Raw genomic sequence first — 18,631 nt, forward strand, 5'->3', positions numbered from 1 at the left:
GAAGGCTCAGCTATGTGCTCAATAAATTTTAATGTAATGATCTGTTAAATATATCGGATAAACACGCTAAAACTATAGGTGCATAGCTAAAAAATGTGTGGCTGCCGCCATATTCGCACTAATCTCACACTAAATTTAGGAATCTGATTAAAAAAGCCTCACACGATGGTGAGGCTTTGCTATAAGTGTTAATAATACGCTCAGTAATAATCGCGAATCAGAACTTCTGCAATCTGAACCGCATTGGTTGCTGCGCCTTTGCGAACGTTATCTGCTACAACCCACAAGTTGATACCACTATGGTGGCTGATATCGTTGCGAATACGACCAACCATCACGTGATCTTTACCACCCGCATCACGAACCTGTGTCGGGAAATCTTCACCATGGAACACTTCAACACCCTCGGTCTGCTCTAATAAATTAGCCACTTCATGAGCATCAATAGGTGCACGAGTTTCGATATGAAGTGCTTCCGCATGACCATAGAAAACAGGCACTCTCACACAAGTCGGGTTAACCGTGATTGACGAGTCATTAAAGATTTTCTGCGTTTCCCACACCATTTTCATCTCTTCTTTGGTGTAGCCATTTTCCATAAACTGGTCAATTTGCGGCAGACAGTTAAAAGCAATTTGCTGTGAGAATTGCTCATTTTCAGCCGGCATGCCATTAAGCAGCTTAGCAGTTTGGCCTGCCAACTCATCAATACCGGATTTACCAGCGCCAGAAACGGATTGGTAAGTCGAGACATTAATACGATCAATACCCACGGCATCATGAATCGGCTTAAGTGCTACCAACATTTGAATCGTCGAGCAGTTCGGGTTAGCGATGATATTGCGGTTACGGAACTCGGCAATCGCTTCAGGGTTAACCTCAGGCACAACCAAAGGAATGTCATACTCATAACGGAAGTTAGAGGTATTATCGATGACAATCACCCCTTCATCGGCGGCGATTGGCGCCCACTTAGCCGATAGTTCTCCTCCAGCGGAAAACAGGCCGATGTGAACCTGAGACCAATCAAAATTCTCAACGTTTTCGACTTTGATGGTTTTGCCGTTAAAACGGTAAGTCTTTCCTTCACTGCGTTCACTGGCTAGCAGAAAAAGGTCACCAACAGGAAACTTACGTTCCTGAAGTACTTCGAGAATTGTTTCACCGACTGCGCCGGTCGCACCTAAAATGGCAACGTTATATTGCTGGCTCATTGACTCACCTCAATTTGAAAACCTAATTTCGCTAGTGGCTGCAGGTTAGCCTCTGCATTTCCTCTTAGCGTGACTGCACTGTATTCACGGCGATCCCAGTAGTTCTTACGCATCAAGTCAAACGCACCGGGTTGACTGATTTCACGACGGAACAATGCATCGTCTTTACGCACATCATAGACAAGTTGCGTCAGATTGTGCAGCGTGGATTCTTCCCAAGCTCTGTCCAATACTAACTCCGGCACTGGAGCTGTAGGCAGAAGTTCACTGGCATGTGCGCGTAAATCGTTATTCAGAAACTCGCAGAAGCTATTAAAAATCATCGTTGTTCCACGAGCTTTCCCCTCTAAGCCATAACCGGCGACATGGGGGGTTGCGAATGCTAGCAGAGGCAGAAGCTCCATATCAACCTCTGGCTCGAATTCGAACACATCTAACGCAGCAATAAAGCCATCTTGTTTTCTCAAACGAGCTTTCAACGCAGTATTGTCAACAACAGGCCCGCGCGCCGCATTGATTAAAATTTGGCCACCACGTAACTTATTCAACACTGTTTCATTGATTAGATGATGAGTCGGAAAATCACCATCACGGGTGATTGGAGTATGAGTCGTAATGATATCCGCTTGCTCAAGCAATGCATCTAACGGGGTGAAATTACGCTCATCTCCCGCCGCTTGCTTAGGTGGATCATTGATGAGCACCTTAATACCAATACCTTCCAAACATTGCTGTAGATAACTACCCACTTGACCTGCGCCAATAATTCCAACGGTTTTATCAAATACTGAAAAGCCTTGTTGCTGCGCAAGTACCATCATAACGCTAAACGCGTACTCAGCTACACCGACTTTGTTGCACCCAGGTGCCGCGGTGAAAAAGATGCCTTTCTCTTTAAGTAACGCCTGATCAACATGATCCATACCAGCGGTTGCTGTTCCAACAAACTTCAGTCGATTCGCTTTAGAAATAAGCTCAGCATTCACTTTAGTAACAGAGCGAATCATCAACGCATCTACATCGACCAAGTCATCGGCGTTCAGAGTACGTCCGGATTTTAAAACAACCTCGCCCAGCTGGCTAAAAAGCTGCTCAGCATAAGGCATATTTTCATCAATTAGGATTTTCATGGCTTAAGAGATTTGATTTGAGAATTGCAGTGATTGTGCAGAAAAGCGCTGTCTCTGTCGAGCACTAGCGGCAGAAAGAAAAATGCCCGGCATAAGCCGGGCAAAGTTCCAGAACAAAAGGATCCCGACCCGCTCTCCATGGGTCAGAGTCTGCGTCTGTTCAACTACGTTTTGTATCAAAGCGTAGTCAAGCTCTGGAAACCTGTGTACTGGGAAACCCCAGCCGTTCAGTTAGCCTTGGTATTTTTTGATAACCAATGTTGCGTTTGTACCACCAAAACCAAAGCTGTTTGACATTACTGTTGTCAGTTCTGCATCACGTGTTTCAGTCACGATGTCTAGGCCTTGAGCCGCTTCATCCAGATTTTCAACGTTCACGCTTGGTGCGATGAAGTTGTTGTCTAGCATTAGCGTAGAGTAAATCGCTTCATGTACGCCAGCCGCACCAAGAGCATGACCTGTCATCGCTTTTGTCGCAGAAATTGCTGGGCTGTTGTCACCAAACAGTTCTTGAATAGCGCCTAGCTCTTTTACGTCACCCACTGGTGTTGATGTACCGTGCGTGTTCACGTAGTCAATTGCGTCTACGTCTTGCATCGCCATCTTCATACAACGCACTGCGCCTTCACCTGATGGAGCAACCATGTCGTAGCCATCAGACGTCGCGCCATAGCCAACGATCTCACCGTAGATTTTCGCGCCACGAGCCAGAGCGTGTTCTAGCTCTTCGATAACCAGCATGCCGCCGCCACCAGAGATAACGAAACCATCACGATCAGCATCGTAAGTACGAGAAGCTTTATCTGGCGTTTCGTTGTACTTAGTAGATAGTGCGCCCATCGCGTCAAACATCATAGTTTGAGACCAATCTAGCTCTTCACCACCACCAGCGAATACGATGTCTTGCTTACCAAGCTGGATAAGCTCCATTGCGTGACCAACACAGTGTGCAGAAGTAGCACACGCTGAACTCATTGAGTAGTTTACACCACGGATTTTAAATGGCGTTGCAAGACACGCAGAAACTGTAGAGGACATAGTACGAGGAACCATGTAAGGGCCCACACGTTTCACGCCTTTTGCACGCATAGTATCTACTGCCAATGCTTGGTTCAGTGCAGAAGCACCACCAGAGCCAGCTACGATACCTGTGCGGTCATTAGAAACCTGTTCTTCAGTCAGGCCAGCATCTTCGATTGCCTGCTGCATTGATAGGTATGCATACGCAGCCGCATCACCCATAAAGCGCATCTGTTTACGGTCAATATGCTCTGATGGGTTGATTTTCAGATCACCCCAAACCTGTGAACGTAGACCTTGTTCTTTAAACTGCTCAGAGGCAGTAATGCCAGATTTACCTGCTTTTAGAGACGCTAAAACTTCTTCGACGTTGTTACCGATACTTGAAACAATACCCATACCGGTGATTACGACTCGTTTCATTATGACATTCCTATAATTCAAAAATCTGCTAGATGATAACTAAGTTACCTGTGAAAAGTGGTCAGCTTTCCCAGAAAACCGTACAATCGCCACAACTTTATCGTCTTCATCACAAAAATTCAGACATTATGACCTCAATTACCAATGCTCAGCTGGGCTGGAACGATGCCGGAACCCCAGTATCAGACCAGTTTGATGACGTTTATTTTTCCAACGTAAACGGCCTTGAAGAGACCCGCTACGTCTTTCTTCATCAAAATCATCTGCCACAAAGATGGCAAGATTATGACCAGCGTCGTTTTGTCATCGGAGAAACAGGCTTTGGTACAGGTCTGAATTTCCTCGCAGTTTGGCAATGGTTTGAAGAATTTAGGCGTCAAAACCCGGATGCGCCACTAAAAGAGCTGCATTTTGTGAGTTTCGAAAAGTACCCTCTGAGTAAAGATGACCTGATTAAAGCTCACCAAGCTTGGCCAGAACTGGCTGAATACGCAAGAAAATTACAGCAATATTATCCGATTGCGGTTCCAGAGTGCCACCGAATTGTCCTTGAAGACGGCGCGATAACCCTAGACCTATGGTTTGGTGATATAAAAGATTGCATGCCAAAAGTCCCTGTTGGTGAACAAGGGTTGATTGATGCATGGTTTCTTGATGGTTTTGCTCCCAGCAAGAATCCTGAAATGTGGAATCAAGAACTGTTCGATGGCATGGCCAAACTCGCTAAGCAAGATTGTACCTGTGCCACTTTCACTGCGGCAGGTTTCGTGCGACGTGGTTTGATTGAAGCCGGTTTCGAAATGAAAAAAGTCAAAGGCTTTGGCACCAAACGTGACATGATTGCTGGACACCTAGCCCAGCGAGAGCCTCACACTAACCATAAGCCTTGGTTCCATCGCGATAGTAGTGGCTCGACTCAGTCTGTAGCGATTATTGGCGGCGGTATTGCCAGTGCCACTTTAGCAACAACGCTCATACGCCGAGGAATAAAAGTAACCCTATATTGCCAGGACTCCGAAGCCGCGCAAGGAGCGTCGGGTAATCGTCAGGGCGCAGTCTACCCACTACTGAATGGTTCGCACACAGGTGTCTCTCGCGTATTTGCTCCGGCTTTTTTGTTTGCTCGCCAGTTCATTGAACAAGCGGCTCAATCAATTAACTTTGACCATGATTGGTGTGGCGTGACTCAACTGATGTGGGATGAAAAATCACAAGCCAAGCTGGAACGCATGTTGAGTGGTAATTTTGATAATGGTCTTATCCGCCAACTTGGCGTTGAACAAACCAACCAAATACTTGGTTTGCCGGTTAATATGGGCAGCGTGCATTACCCACTTGGCGGATGGCTATGCCCGGCTCAGCTCACTCAAGAGTTGATTGAACATTTATCCCAAACTCCACTGTTTGAAGTACGTTATCAAACTAAGATAGACGATATGCGTTGGGATGAAGAACACGCTAGCTGGACATTAAGCAGCGGTGACAAAACCTTCACTCACGATACTGTTGTGGTAGCCAATGGTCATCAGTTCAGTGAATTACCTCAGACGAAAGACGTCCCTCTTGGTCAGGTTAAAGGTCAGGTGAGCCATATTCCGACCAACAGTGAGCTCAGCAAACTCAAAACGGTGCTTTGCTACGACGGCTATATGACGCCGGTAAACCCAAACAACGGATTTCATTGCATTGGTGCGAGCTACGACAGAGAGAATCTGGATCGTGAGTTTGACCCTGTCGCCCAACAAGGTAACGGAGACAAGCTACGTAAATGTGTCCCAGAACAAAGCTGGCCCCATCAAGTCGACACTTCAGGTAACCAATCACGCCAGGGTATTCGTTGTGTGAGCCGAGACCACTTGCCATTTATTGGCAGTGTCGGAGATTTAGACAAAACCAAGCAGGTTTACCACAATCTGCAAACCACTAAGCTGGAAGACGCAGAAAAAGCGCCGTCTTACCCTAACTTATTCTGTATGCTTGGGCTGGGATCGCGCGGCTTAAGCTCCGCACCGCTCTTAGCAGAAACCTTAGCTTCACAGATATGTGGTGACCCACTACCGCTACCAGTGGACGTATTGGAAGAGCTTCATCCAAGCCGTATGTGGGTAAGAAAATTGAGAAAAGGCAAAGCCATCACTGAGCTCTAAAGTGACAAAGAGAGCTTACCGAGTCATTCCCTATAAGCTCTCTGTCTTAAGATCAGCGTAACGTTGATACTGCAGCTTTGACTTGCTCAGCCACTTCCTGACTTTTAAATGACCCGGACTCCAAGTCAAAATTGTCGTAAAAACTTGGAATAGATACAGAGGCTTTCACTTCAGCACCAAAGTATGGAGCAGAACCTGTGGCAGCAGCTAAAACATTAGACGCACCGCCAGGGCCTGGTGATGTAGACAGGTAAATGGCTGGCTTATTGGCAAATACGTTACGCTCAATACGTGTTGCCCAATCAAACAGGTTTTTATACGCAGCAGGGTAAGAACCATTGTGCTCTGCGAAAGAAATAATCAACGCATCAGCCTGAGCAATGTCCTCCAAAAACGCTTTTGCTCCCTCAGCCTGACCAATTTCCTTTTCTTTATCTTCACTAAACAGCGGAACATCGTAGCTGTTAAGATCCAAGATAGTCACATCTGCTCCTTCAACTAGATGAGCAGCATAAGTTGCTAGCGTTTTGTTGATAGACGTTGAGCTGGTTGAAGCTCCAAAAGCGACGATTTTCATAATTCTGTCTCCTGACTCTCTCCTTACTATGTACAGAAGAGCATATCCAGCGAACAGAAAACCAACAACTATAAAATATTTAAGGGCTTGTTCGAAATATTCGAACAAGCCCTTAATAAAAAGATATCTGTAGAGGTTAGGCTTGATTGACTAACTCTAACCATAGGTCGTTGACTATGGTGCGATCGGCAGGACTCAATTCGGAACGTGCGTCATCCAGACTGCCTTGAATACGTACTTTCAGTGCTTCTATATCATTGACGCCTTCTTCTTCACACGAAGCAGCAGATAGAGAAATATGTCCACGTAGGTACCCACCAGCAAACAACTCGTCATCAGATGCAGTCTCAATACGCGCATCAATCATTTCTAGTAGCTTCTCTTCAAATTCAATAATCATAATGCTCTATTGCCCGGGTCAGTTTGATTCTCAAAAAGAATGCAGAGCTTCTCACATTGAGAAAATTAACGCAAACCCTAGTTATATCAAGGGCTGGCAGCATGGCACGCGCTGTGCACTTCCTCAACTATTCAACGAAGTTCAGCGAGGAAGGACCCATGAAAAGAAAACAAACGGCTTTAAACATATCGGTGGTAGCCAGTGCTTTGTTCCAAGCATCATTCGCCTTTGCAGAGACACCATTCACCTCGTGTCCGACTCAAGCATTTTTGATTCAGAATCCAACAGGCACGCCAGTCGCCTATGGTGTCAACATCGACGTCGGTAGCTACATCACACTAGATTCCAACTTAGATACTGCAAAGCTAAATGGTGTGGGTTATAGCAAACATGACGACTTCATTTACGGCTGGGACTATGGCACAGCCTCACTTTCTCGCATTGATTCCACCTTTACAAAAACGTTGCTCAATGTCAGCAAGCCATCTGGTGCCCCTACTTCTATCTACGTTGGTGACGTATCTCTTGATGAGAACGCCTGGTACGGCTACAGACCTAGCTACGGGCTCTACAAAATTGATTTAGATACTCTTGTCATGGAGCTTTCATCACCGCCTAGCCAATTCGGCAATCCTGCAATATACGACTTGGCCTTTCATCCTGACAATAGCCTGGCTTATTCCATCGATTCAAATGGTTACCTTTGGGAGATTGATGTCAACGCTGGCACTTCCAATCGACTGAACCAACTGTTAGATAAAAATGTACTCGGATATCGCTTAACTTTTGGTGCGGTCTATTTCGATGTCGATGGTAACTTCTACGCCAGCAACAACAGCAATGGGTATGTCTTCAAAGTAACTATCAATGGAAACAGCTCCAACGCAGAATTTTTTGCTTATGGCCCTTCCAGTAATTCCAACGATGGTGCTCGCTGTGCTCTCGCTCCAGTCGAACCCAGTGAATACACCGATTTCGGCGATGCGCCAGACAGTTACAAAACGACTTTCGCTTCTTCTGGTGCGCGTCATGGTATGTCAGATCTTAAGTTAGGTTCTGTTATTGATGGAGAGACCGACGGTAGCCCATATCCGCTCAGTGATGATACTTCAGATGGTTCGGACGATGATGACGGTATCCAATTCCCCGTTCCAATTCAGGTGGGACAAACCAGTAAAATCATCGCAACGGCTGCAGGTACATCTGACAGTTCAGTGCTCAATGCTTGGATTGATTTCGACCGAGATGGTGAGTTTGAGTCTAACGAAATCATCATCAGCGACCAATCGATGAGCGATAGCACTGGCGACATCTTCTTTACTGTTCCAACTTGGGCTGTCACCGGAGAGACTTGGGCTCGATTCAGAATTTCCAACACATCGGGAATTGGTCCAAGCGGCGGTGTTCCCGCAGGTGAGGTGGAAGACTACCTGGTCGACATCACGGAGAGTGGTGTAGTGACCGAACTATACCCCAGCGGCGGTGGTTACACTTCTTTCGCCTATGAAGATCAGTACCCAAGAAGCGGCGACTATGACATGAACGATGTCCTGATGAACGTTAAATACACGGAGTACCAGCTCAACGACCAAGTCATTCGCATGAAGATTGAAGGTAAGGTCGCCGCTCTCGGCGGTAACTACCACTCAGGTTTTGCTATTCGATTGCCTAATGTGGCAAAAGAAGACGTTAAATCAGATTCAGTACAACTTTACGTGAATAACGAGTTGCAAACCGCGACCGTACTAGAAACAGACACTGTCGACGCGGTATTCATCATTCACGAAGACTTGTGGGATATTACTGAGCCTGGTGAAGCTGAAGAGTGCACTATGTTCCGAACTCAAGAAAACTGCGGAACGAGTTATCGTCCAAGCTGGAGCCTAACCTTCTCGTTTGAAAATGCAGTCGACACATCAACCATGCCAGAATTCCCGTATGACCCATTTATATTTGCAGCACCTGGTCATTATTACGGTGATATTGGTTATCAGTTGACAGGCGGGTTCCCAGGACGAGGTTTAGAAATTCACCTCAAAAACCAATCCCCGACCAGTAAGTTTGACACGCGATACAAGTCTTACGGTGTCGATGCATCAAGTGGCGATACCCACTACCACGATGACAAAGGTCTACCTTGGGGTATAGAAATCCCTACAACCTGGCAGCATCCATACGAACAGGTCAATATTTTAGAGGCTTACACCAAATTTGACGATTACGCCGAAGACGCCACAGGTCAAACTGAACCGACCTGGTACGAGACTTCTGTTGACGGCAAAATTTATATCGACTAAAGGAGAAACAATTATGTGGAATATCAAACTGACGCACTTATTTGCAATGGTAATATTTGTTTCTCTCTCCGGCTGTGGTGGCGGCGGAGGTGGGGAAGGAGGCTCTTCAGGTTCATCTACAGGCTCTTCAGTCGCTGCAGCATCAACCGATGAAGATTCCAACACTTTGGCCGATGTGCGTATCGATTATGACAATAATCTTGCTTCGGTGTATCAGGTCGACATAGACGTCAGCCTACCTCACCTTTCAGCCTCTCAGGTTTACATCTCCGTCTGTGATAATGCTGGGGGGAACGTGGAGTCTGTTGACTATGACAAGTGCCTGTTGAAAGCTGCGTTGCAATCCGGAACAGGCAATTATCAACTACGAGTCCCTAATCATTGCGAATCATTGATTGCGGTAGTTTCCGTCATGGAACCCAACACTGCACCATTGGTCTATACACTCAATCACAACAATCAAGCCGAAACAACTTGGCTCATTCAGTAACGAAAAGCAAACCAGCCGCATACTGCGGCTGGTTTTACATTACTTCAAACATGGAATAATCCAGCGCAGGCTGTTGATAAAAAGACCGTAATGCATCTGAAAGCATACGAACACGCAGTGGCATACCCTGCTCAAATATCTTGCCGACTTCCGTATGAACTTTGTGCATAAAGGCTAAACGATCAGGTTCAAAGTCTCCGTTTAAGTTGTCACAGCTCACTGTAAACGGAAAACCTGCGCTAAGAGAGAGGATCCACTCATACGCCTGAGGTCGAATTTCTACTTTCTCAAACTCAGCCTGAACCGCTTCAGTGCGTCCATCCGGTTCATACCAATAGCCGAAATCCTCTAATAAACGACGCTCTGCCCCTGCAACACACCAATGCGCGATTTCGTGAAGTGCTGATGCATAGAAACCACGAGCAAAAATAATCCGGTGATTAGGCTGACTGTCATCCGCTGGCAGGTAAATCGGCTCGTCGCCCCCTAACTCCAAACGCGTATTATATTCACTTAGAAAAGTGGCGTTAAAAATGTTGATCAGGTCCTGATATTTGTGGTTCATGGGGATAAAATCATGGTTTAAATTACAGCGCTCGGCATTCTCGCATTTTTGATCCCAATTGCAAATCCCTACACCAACTACTGACATTAGAAATAATTATGCGAAAGCCCCCTTCACATTCATAAAATCTCATTCGTCACAGATCACATTTCCCACTAAACTGCCTTTTATTGGTTACAGAATGGCAAATTTCCAATCCGCTAGTCACGTAGGGCAAAACAATGTTATTGAGCATTTTATATATCATTGGCATCACGGCTGAAGCCATGACCGGTGCACTCAGTGCAGGTCGAAGAAAAATGGATTGGTTTGGGGTTATGCTCGTTGCGAGTGCAACAGCGATTGGCGGTGGAACAGTGCGCGATATCCTCCTCGGCCACTACCCGCTCGGCTGGGTAGAGAATCCGCAATTTCTCGCCATCACCTGTATTGCGGGCGTGCTAACCACGGGATTAGCCAAATGGATCATCAAGTTTAAAGGGTTGTTCATTCGCCTCGATGCGCTGGGCCTGATTGTGTTTAGCATAATCGGTACTAAAGTGGCGTTAGCAATGGGCCATCATGCAATGATCTGTATGGTAGCGGCACTGGTAACAGGCGTTTTTGGTGGGCTATTACGTGACTTAATCTGTCGTCAAACACCGCTTGTATTGCACGAAGAGTTATACGCGTCTGTCGCCCTGATAGCTTCTGGCCTCTACCTAGCGTTACTGGAGTTTGGTATTAATGATGTCACCGCGACCATCTCAACTCTAGTCGTTGGCTACATGCTGCGCATGGCTGCGGTTCGCTTTAAATGGCGTCTGCCTTCATTCCACCTTGAAACTGAAGGTTCTCTGCACTAATTCACAACGCCCCATTCTCGGGGCGTTTTATTCTCTAGCTTGTCGCCTAGCGGTGAATAATATTCGCCCGAATATTTACCGCTAAGGATCATTTGTGAGCCCGCTTGGATTTACCACCAAAACCTGCCATCGAAGCGCGATTATGCGATGAAAGTACATTCAAGTATTCTGCAAATCTCTTCATTGGTTTAATAACGCTTCTTCAAAACGACGTACTTGCTCACCAATCGCTAACATATTGATACAACTTTCAATTATGAGTGCGTGACGGGTTAATTATCCGTTAATTTGTCCTGTGACCTTTTGCACAAACACAGCAGACGACTTATTTTACTCTGGTCGCCCGCAAGGAAGAGTCCGACTTCACTATCGTTAATCTCTCTCCATTCTTTTCCTTGCCGTCACTTAAAATAAGCTGAAAGGTCTGAAGATGAGAAACAAACAACGTATTACCCTATCGGCAATAACGCTAGCCGTCATCTTGGCAGGTTGTAGTTCCACGCCAAAAACAAATGATGCTTCCACCCAGCTGACGGCACTACTCGACAGCTACCAACATGAATCACAATCTCTGGATAGCACTCACTTTGGTATCATCAATGATCAGATGGCTGCCGCACGTCAGTCTTTGGATCGTATCTATCTCGACAAGCTTCTTGAAATAGAAAGAAGCACTTTAACCGATGAAGAAAAGGTCTATTACGACACGTTCCGCTTTGATCGCACCATTGCGATTCGTGGTGCAAGCTTCGCCAATACACGTTTTGGCAACTTCGATGTCCCAGTCACGCATTTTTACAACTACATACAGTGGAATGCCGAAGAAGCGGGCGCTGCGATTGATGATTCAGACAGTGAACAAACGTACCAAGATCAACTTACCATACTCAAAGAGTACACTTCCTGGATCAGGGGCTTACACAGCCAATACCAGCAAGCTACGCAGCAGGGTATTCAACTACCCGCCATTCTTGCTGAGCGCCTATATCAAAACAGCGTGGACACGATTAGCTACAATAATTTTGCCATGCTCAAGGTAGGATTAAACGACTTAAAAACTCAGTCAGGGTATACGCCAACTTTTATCAATCAATACACGCAGGAAGTTGAGAAAGCACAGCGGGCAACCCAAGAGCTGTTAGCGTATCTACACAATCAGTACGTTAAAAGCGCTCGCGGTGAAGGCCAACTCACCGACAAGAATATTGGCTGGGGTGATTTACCCAATGGGCAGAGCTGGTATCAGTGGCACCTAGACCGAAACAGTACTACCGGAAAGTCAGCCGCCGAGTTACATAATATGGGCGAACAACTGGTCGCCGAAGCTAAAGCGGAGATGATTCGCGTGGCAAAAGTGGTGGTGGCCAAGCGCGGTTCCATCGTGGAAGCGGCGTATCGAGACCCAGCAACAGGTGACGTTTCACCTCGGACGTTTGAACTCGCGACGGACTCAGGTCAGATCAATCTCGGCGAGTTTTTTAAATACCTCAACAGCGAGCAATTCTTTTATGGCCGAGATGGTCTACAAACAACAAACAAGCAATACGCAGCAGTCTGCAGCAGCGCGTCCTCTCCTTCTGCTTGTGAAAACGCGCTGACAGATTATTACGTGTTTAAAGACAATGCCAACGGTGTCGTTGCCAGCTATTTTAAACCTATCGAAACCGACTACACCATAAAGCCAACCCCTTCTGAAAGCGAGATGTATGATGGTGTGGCCTCTTACGATAGCAATGTGTTCACTCTCAACACCAACCCAGATTACAGCCTGCAAAAATGGAATGTCTCGACCTTGCTGTTACATGAAGCGGCACCTGGTCATCATTTCCAAAACGCGTATGCGCAGGAATACCCACCCGCTAATCTGCCCGATTATATGCAGGATATCTGGTACACCGCTTATGGCGAAGGTTGGGCGCTCTATACCGAGTGGCTTGGTATAGAAATGGGCATTTATGGAGAGCTTAACGCGCAGAATCAGCCGACGTTTGTTAATGGCAAAGGCATGTGCACTCCCAACACTGACTATAGCCAATTCCAAGGCGGAATCTATACGGATGAGCAAGAGTGTAACGCCCTACAGTACTTTGGCAGTCTAAACGAAGCACAGCTGAGGAATATGCGATTGGCGGTCGATACCGGCATTCACGCTAACGGCTGGAGTATTCAGCAAGCACGCGATTATATGCACGCCAATTCCGCGCTCGGCGAAGGTGATATAGAGTCAGAAAGTTTCCGCTACGCCGCCTATGTCGGTCAGGCGGTTTCTTATAAGTCCGGTTATCTGGTTATCCGAGAATTACTTGAAAAGGCTCAACAAGAGCTAGGAGATAAGTTTGAATACGCTGAATTCCACGATCAACTGCTACGCTACGGGCAGCAACCGATGGAAGTAATGAAAAGCAACATCGACAACTGGATTTCAACAAAACACCAAGCCTAAATAAAAAACGGCTTCCTTGTGGAAGCCGTTTCTATTCACTAAATCTTAGGTGTTTCTGTCGTCACACCTTGATTCTGACCTCGATGGCGAAGTAAGTGATCCATCACGACAATTGCCAGCATTGCTTCTGCAATAGGCACTGCACGAATACCAACACATGGGTCATGACGACCTTTGGTGATCAGCTGAGTAGGCTCTCCTTCTCTGGTGATGGTTTCACCCGGAACGGTGATACTAGACGTCGGTTTTAGTGCAATGTTCGCAACAATATCCTGACCAGTCGAGATACCACCTAAAATGCCACCAGCATGGTTACTACCGAAACCGTCTGGAGACAAAGTATCACGGTGCTCACTGCCCTTTTGGCTAACAACATCGAATCCATCGCCAATTTCAACACCTTTGACCGCGTTGATGCTCATCAGCGCGTGGGCAATATCAGCATCCAGACGGTCAAACACAGGTTCACCTAAACCGACAGGTACGTTGGTTGCGACAACCTGCAGCTTGGCACCAATCGAGTCGCCTTGCTTTTTAAGATCACGAATCAGCTGATCTAACGCATCGACTTTGTCGACATCTGGGCAGAAAAACGCGTTATTTTCGATCTCGTCCCAATCCACTTTCTCAATCGACACATCACCCATTTGAGATAGGTAAGCGCGGATTTCGATACCAAACTCTTGCTTCAGGTATTTCTTAGCGATAGCACCCGCAGCTACACGCATAGCGGTTTCACGTGCGGAAGAGCGGCCTCCGCCTCGGTAATCACGCACACCGTATTTCTGGTGATAGGTATAGTCAGCGTGACCTGGACGGAACTTGTCTTTAATTTCCGAATAATCTTTTGAGCGTTGGTCTGTGTTTTCAATCAACAGACCAATCGAAGTACCCGTGGTTTTACCTTCGAATACGCCAGACAGAATCTTCACTTCATCTGGTTCGCGACGTTGAGTGGTATAACGAGAAGTACCCGGACGACGACGGTCCAGATCCGTCTGAATATCTGCTTCAGTTATTTCCAGCCCTGGAGGGCACCCGTCGACGATACATCCTAGTGCGATACCGTGACTTTCTCCGAATGTCGTCACTCGGAAATGTTGTCCGATACTGTTTCCTGCCATTACTTCCTCAAATTTCTTCAGCTCTGTAAACAAAGCTGTACATTACAATTGTTCGTAAATTCATAGTGGCGTTATTGCGATTTGATGTAAACCCCTAAAGCCGATCTATTTTGCTTTTCTTTGCCAATAAAAAACGCCGGACAGGGCTGTCCGGCGTTTTATCAAATCAAGCGAGCTGAATAATACTCAGTCTTTATAGATAGAGAACTCTTCTGCATGTTGCAGCATCTGTTCACGCGTCAGCATGAATACACCATGGCCACCATTTTCAAACTCAAGCCAAGTGAACGGGATATGTGGATATTGTTCCATCATATGAACCATAGAATTACCTACCTCACAGATGAGAATACCGTTATCCGTTAGGTAATCTGGCGCATTAGCCAGAATACGACGCACCAGTTTCAGGCCATCCGTACCAGCAGCGAGGCCAAGTTCAGGCTCATGAGTAAACTCATCCGGCAGACTGTTCATGTCTTCTTGATCCACATACGGTGGGTTAGACACAATCAGGTTGTACTTCTCTTTCGGCAGATCACGGAATAAATCTGAGCGAATCGGGAATACCTGTTGCTCCATACCATGGTCCTGAACATTCTGTTCGGCTACCTGTAGTGCATCTGTCGAGATATCAATGGCATCAACTTCTGCATCTGGGAAAGCATGTGCACAGGCGATAGCGATACAGCCACTCCCGGTACATAGGTCCATGATTCGTGTTGGCTCTTCGACTAACCAAGGTTGGAACTCTGCCTGAATCAGCTCACCAATAGGAGAACGAGGCACGAGAACACGTTCATCGACAAAAAACTCTAAACCACAGAACCAAGCTCGGTTTGTTAGATAAGCGGTTGGAGTACGCTCATTAATTCGTTTCACAACGCGCTCAACAATACGCAGACGCTCGCTGCTGGTTAAACGAGAATTTAATACATGCGGAGGCACGTCAATTGGCAAGTACAACGTTGGCAGGATCAGCTGAACCGCTTCATCCCATGCGTTATCAGTGCCGTGACCATAAAATAGGTTTGCGGCGTTGAAACGGCTCACAGTCCAACGAATCATATCCTGAAGCGTGTGTAACTCTGATACCGCTTCTTCTACAAAAATCTTATCCAAAATTGCCTCCGAAAAGCGCTACAATACTGCCAATAGCATTTTATTTATGTATCTATGACCCAATGAGCAAAAAAGACACCGAAATTGATGATGATTTCGCCCTTTTCAGGGATGCAGTACAAGGCGTAAAAAAGTTGCGACAGGATACCATAGTCCAGCAGCCAAAAAAAAATACTAAGCAAAAAGAAATCAAACGTAGCGCGCGTGAAGCCAGCGATACAGAGTTTTATTTTTCTGATGAGTTCGTGCCGCTTCTCAGTGAAGACGGACCGACGCGCTACGCCCGCGATGATGTTTCTCAATATGAGGTGAAGCGCCTTCGCCGTGGTGTATATGTCCCGGATGTGTTCTTAGATATGCACGGCATGACGCAAAATGAAGCAAAGCGTGAACTCGGCTCGATGATCGCTTACTGCATCAAAAATGAAATTTCATGTGCGTGTGTTCAACACGGCATTGGTAAGCATATTCTGAAGCAAAAAACACCGCTTTGGTTGGCGCAACACCCCGATGTGATGGCATTTCACCAAGCGCCATTAGAGTTTGGCGGTGACGGCGCTTTGCTGGTTCTGCTGTCGATACCAGAAAAATAGAAACACACTCATAAATAGAAGCCAGCTTCTATTGCCTTAAGTCTGGTGGAATCGGTAGATCTGACGCTTTAAAGTGCGGACGCTGGCCACCACGTTTGCGGTACTGCTTAAGCTGGAACACATAGGCCAGCACTTGCGCCACCGCTGTAAACAGACCATCAGGGATCTCTTGCTCTAATTCCGTAGAGTGATATAACGCTCGAGCAAGCGGAGGGGCTGGAATAACATAGATGTCGTGTTCACGAGCAATTTCTCGTATTTTTAGCGCCATGTGATCGGTACCTTTCGCCACCACAATCGGCGCTTTATCAGTATCCTGTTTATAACGCAGAGCCACAGAGAAGTGTTCCGGGTTAGTGACAATTACATCGGCTTGTGGGACTTCTGACATCATTCGACGTTGAGCGGCTTCACGTTGCAACATACGTATCCGCCCTTTGACTTCAGGCTTACCTTCCGTTTCCTTATACTCGTCTTTGACTTCCTGTTTGGTCATCTTCAATTGATTCGCGTGCTGCCAGATCTGGAAAGGAATGTCGATCGCGACAACAATCAGTAGCGAACAGCTGATCAACAGTACGAAGTTAAGCAAGATATCTAACGCGTGGAAAATGTTCTGCGGATAGACATCCAGACTCAACTGAAACAGATCTTCCTGCGCGGCATCGATCAAATAGAAAGCGACACCAGACACTAACGTCACTTTCAGAATCGACTTAAGCAGTTCAACCCAGCTTTGCAGACCTACCATTCGTTTCAGGCCGCTGAGTGGGTTCATTTTGGACCACTTGGGCATCGCTGCTTCAACTGAGAAGCTAATACCGCCGATTCCTGCTGCACCGATTAAAGCGGCAATGAACAAGACAACAAGAATCAACAGCAACGGACCAAGTAAATTGCCCATCGAGCCAAGAGCAATATCAAACAACTTTGGCAGGTCAAAAATTTCGTCACGAGAGAGGTCGAACAGACGCCCCATGAGCGTATATAAAGCACGTGCGAGTGACTCGCCAAACCACATCAGGGCAATGGCGCCAATCACAAGCACAGATACCGACGCTAATTCTTTTGACCTTGCAACCTGCCCTTTTTCACGAGCCTGTTGCAAGCGCCTGGGCGTGGCGTCTTCGGTGCGTTCTTGACCGTCTGATTCTGCCAACTCAGCCCCCTAACAATTTAAGCGTATGAAGCTGCAAACTTGCTGCTCCCCTTGCAACCAGAATAGCTCATAGTGGCTGAAGAGCCCGGCGATAATGTACCAACAGAGTAACAAACCGACGATCAGAGCAAACGCAAAACCCAAAGAGAAGATGTTCAGCTGTGGTGCCGCACGGGTCATAACGCCGAACGATAAGTTGATCGTCAACAGCGCAATAATCCCAGACAAAGACATACTCAGTGCGACTTTAAACATGATCCCTAGCCAAAGGGCTAATTCCCTAAAATCGACAGTGTTCAACGACCCGCTACCAATAGGTAGCGACTTGAAGCTCATCACCACCAGCATGATCATTTTCAAGTGACCATCGGTCGCGAGGAAAAACATCGTAGCAAGGAACATGAAAAGCTGACCTAGCAATGGCGTATTCTGGCCATTGGCAGGGTCGACCATAGAAGCAAAACCCAAACTCGCTTGCATACCTAGGATCTGACCGAGAATGACGAAGGTCTGAATCATGAACTGAGTGATGGTGCCCATCGCGACACCAATGATGATCTGCTCTAAAAGGGTCATGAACCCTTGGAAAGAGAGCAACTCTATGGTGTCGGGCACAGCTGGAATAACTGGCATCACAGCAAATGTGATTGCCAAACCAAGGTAGAGTCTGACACGAGTAGAAACAAAACGAGCCCCTGTCACCGACATGACCATCAACATGGCAGCGATTCGGGTATAGGGCCAGAAGTAGTTGGCTATCCAGTCGAGTATCAGGCTCGTTGGGTACTCCACGTGCAACCGCCTTAGTAGAGAACCTGAGGCAGGCGCTCAACAATCGAGAAAAAGTACTCCATCAACATCTGTGTCATCCAATGGGCGAACAACATCAATGCCAGTAAAGTCACCACCAAACGAGGTAAGAAGCTCAACGTCTGTTCGTTAATCGAGGTGGCAGCCTGAAAAATCGCGACAATCAAACCAATAAGGAGGCTGGGAATGATAATGGCACACACCATCAGAAGCACCATCCACAGTGCACCTCTGAATAACTCGACAAATACTTCAGGCGTCATGCTTTCCTCCCG

At 46.7% G+C, this 18,631-nt stretch carries 17 protein-coding genes; 6 read left to right on the forward strand and 11 right to left on the reverse strand.

What is annotated here, in order from left to right; genetic code table 11:
- Positions 1–200 precede the first annotated feature (200 nt).
- The 3 genes from QMA41_RS06030 to fabB all read right to left on the reverse strand — a co-directional run bounded on the left by QMA41_RS06030 (position 201) and on the right by fabB (position 3,787).
- The gene (locus QMA41_RS06030; protein ID WP_006959466.1) at positions 201–1,214 is read right to left on the reverse strand and encodes an aspartate-semialdehyde dehydrogenase; all 1,014 of its coding nucleotides are present in this window, start codon (positions 1,212–1,214) and stop codon (positions 201–203) included.
- Positions 1,211–2,344, reverse strand: coding sequence for a 4-phosphoerythronate dehydrogenase (locus tag QMA41_RS06035; protein WP_281629110.1), 1,134 nt, complete (start codon positions 2,342–2,344; stop codon positions 1,211–1,213). Before QMA41_RS06035 ends, QMA41_RS06030 begins: the two co-directional genes overlap by 4 nt.
- Positions 2,345–2,575: 231 nt before the next feature.
- Positions 2,576–3,787 (reverse strand): beta-ketoacyl-ACP synthase I, encoded by a 1,212-nt coding sequence (fabB, locus tag QMA41_RS06040; RefSeq protein WP_006959468.1) that lies wholly within the window; start codon positions 3,785–3,787, stop codon positions 2,576–2,578.
- 128 nt (positions 3,788–3,915) lie between these two features.
- On the opposite strand from fabB, the gene mnmC reads away from it, so the two are divergent.
- Positions 3,916–5,934, forward strand: a complete 2,019-nt coding sequence (gene mnmC, locus QMA41_RS06045) for a bifunctional tRNA (5-methylaminomethyl-2-thiouridine)(34)-methyltransferase MnmD/FAD-dependent 5-carboxymethylaminomethyl-2-thiouridine(34) oxidoreductase MnmC (RefSeq protein WP_281629170.1) — start codon at positions 3,916–3,918, stop codon at positions 5,932–5,934.
- 52 nt (positions 5,935–5,986) lie between these two features.
- On the opposite strand, the gene QMA41_RS06050 is transcribed toward mnmC, so the two are convergent.
- Together QMA41_RS06050 and QMA41_RS06055 are read right to left on the reverse strand one after the other, a co-directional pair.
- Entirely contained in the window at positions 5,987–6,511 is a 525-nt protein-coding gene (locus QMA41_RS06050) for an NAD(P)H-dependent oxidoreductase (protein WP_038161122.1), read from the reverse strand.
- A gap of 136 nt (positions 6,512–6,647) precedes the next feature.
- A complete protein-coding gene (locus QMA41_RS06055; RefSeq protein ID WP_172857119.1) occupies positions 6,648–6,911 on the reverse strand; it encodes a YfcL family protein in 264 nt (87 codons plus the stop codon).
- 158 nt (positions 6,912–7,069) lie between these two features.
- Between QMA41_RS06055 and QMA41_RS06060 the strand changes: the two genes are divergently transcribed.
- Together QMA41_RS06060 and QMA41_RS06065 are read left to right on the forward strand one after the other, a co-directional pair.
- On the forward strand, positions 7,070–9,208 hold the full coding sequence (locus QMA41_RS06060) for an LruC domain-containing protein (RefSeq protein WP_281629111.1): 2,139 nt from the start codon (positions 7,070–7,072) through the stop codon (positions 9,206–9,208).
- 13 nt (positions 9,209–9,221) lie between these two features.
- Positions 9,222–9,698, forward strand: a complete 477-nt coding sequence (locus QMA41_RS06065; protein ID WP_281629112.1) for a hypothetical protein — start codon at positions 9,222–9,224, stop codon at positions 9,696–9,698.
- Positions 9,699–9,732: 34 nt separating this feature from the next.
- Here the strand turns inward: QMA41_RS06065 and QMA41_RS06070 are convergent, their stop codons facing one another.
- Positions 9,733–10,263 (reverse strand): elongation factor P hydroxylase, encoded by a 531-nt coding sequence (locus QMA41_RS06070; RefSeq protein WP_065740529.1) that lies wholly within the window; start codon positions 10,261–10,263, stop codon positions 9,733–9,735.
- Positions 10,264–10,484: 221 nt separating this feature from the next.
- Between QMA41_RS06070 and QMA41_RS06075 the strand changes: the two genes are divergently transcribed.
- Together QMA41_RS06075 and QMA41_RS06080 are read left to right on the forward strand one after the other, a co-directional pair.
- Positions 10,485–11,108, forward strand: coding sequence for a trimeric intracellular cation channel family protein (locus QMA41_RS06075; protein WP_006959475.1), 624 nt, complete (start codon positions 10,485–10,487; stop codon positions 11,106–11,108).
- A gap of 430 nt (positions 11,109–11,538) precedes the next feature.
- Positions 11,539–13,551, forward strand: coding sequence for a DUF885 domain-containing protein (locus QMA41_RS06080; protein WP_281629113.1), 2,013 nt, complete (start codon positions 11,539–11,541; stop codon positions 13,549–13,551).
- Positions 13,552–13,589: 38 nt separating this feature from the next.
- On the opposite strand, the gene aroC is transcribed toward QMA41_RS06080, so the two are convergent.
- Both aroC and prmB read right to left on the reverse strand, forming a co-directional pair.
- Positions 13,590–14,675, reverse strand: a complete 1,086-nt coding sequence (aroC, locus tag QMA41_RS06085; protein WP_038161131.1) for a chorismate synthase — start codon at positions 14,673–14,675, stop codon at positions 13,590–13,592.
- Positions 14,676–14,861: 186 nt separating this feature from the next.
- A complete protein-coding gene (prmB, locus tag QMA41_RS06090; protein WP_043007222.1) occupies positions 14,862–15,794 on the reverse strand; it encodes a 50S ribosomal protein L3 N(5)-glutamine methyltransferase in 933 nt (310 codons plus the stop codon).
- A gap of 62 nt (positions 15,795–15,856) precedes the next feature.
- Between prmB and smrB the strand changes: the two genes are divergently transcribed.
- Positions 15,857–16,387, forward strand: coding sequence for an endonuclease SmrB (gene smrB / locus QMA41_RS06095; protein WP_038161135.1), 531 nt, complete (start codon positions 15,857–15,859; stop codon positions 16,385–16,387).
- A gap of 28 nt (positions 16,388–16,415) precedes the next feature.
- Here smrB and flhB read toward each other — a convergent pair whose 3' ends face one another.
- The 3 genes from flhB to fliQ are packed head-to-tail and all read right to left on the reverse strand — an operon-like array spanning position 16,416 to position 18,619.
- Positions 16,416–17,546, reverse strand: coding sequence for a flagellar biosynthesis protein FlhB (gene flhB, locus QMA41_RS06100; protein ID WP_281629114.1), 1,131 nt, complete (start codon positions 17,544–17,546; stop codon positions 16,416–16,418).
- 9 nt (positions 17,547–17,555) lie between these two features.
- Positions 17,556–18,338, reverse strand: coding sequence for a flagellar biosynthetic protein FliR (fliR, locus tag QMA41_RS06105; protein ID WP_019274560.1), 783 nt, complete (start codon positions 18,336–18,338; stop codon positions 17,556–17,558).
- 11 nt (positions 18,339–18,349) lie between these two features.
- Positions 18,350–18,619, reverse strand: a complete 270-nt coding sequence (gene fliQ, locus QMA41_RS06110; protein ID WP_006959490.1) for a flagellar biosynthesis protein FliQ — start codon at positions 18,617–18,619, stop codon at positions 18,350–18,352.
- Positions 18,620–18,631 lie beyond the last annotated feature (12 nt).

It is taken from the genome of Vibrio sp. St2, from assembly GCF_947311885.1.
GTDB classification, from domain to species: Bacteria; Pseudomonadota; Gammaproteobacteria; order Enterobacterales; family Vibrionaceae; genus Vibrio; species Vibrio coralliilyticus.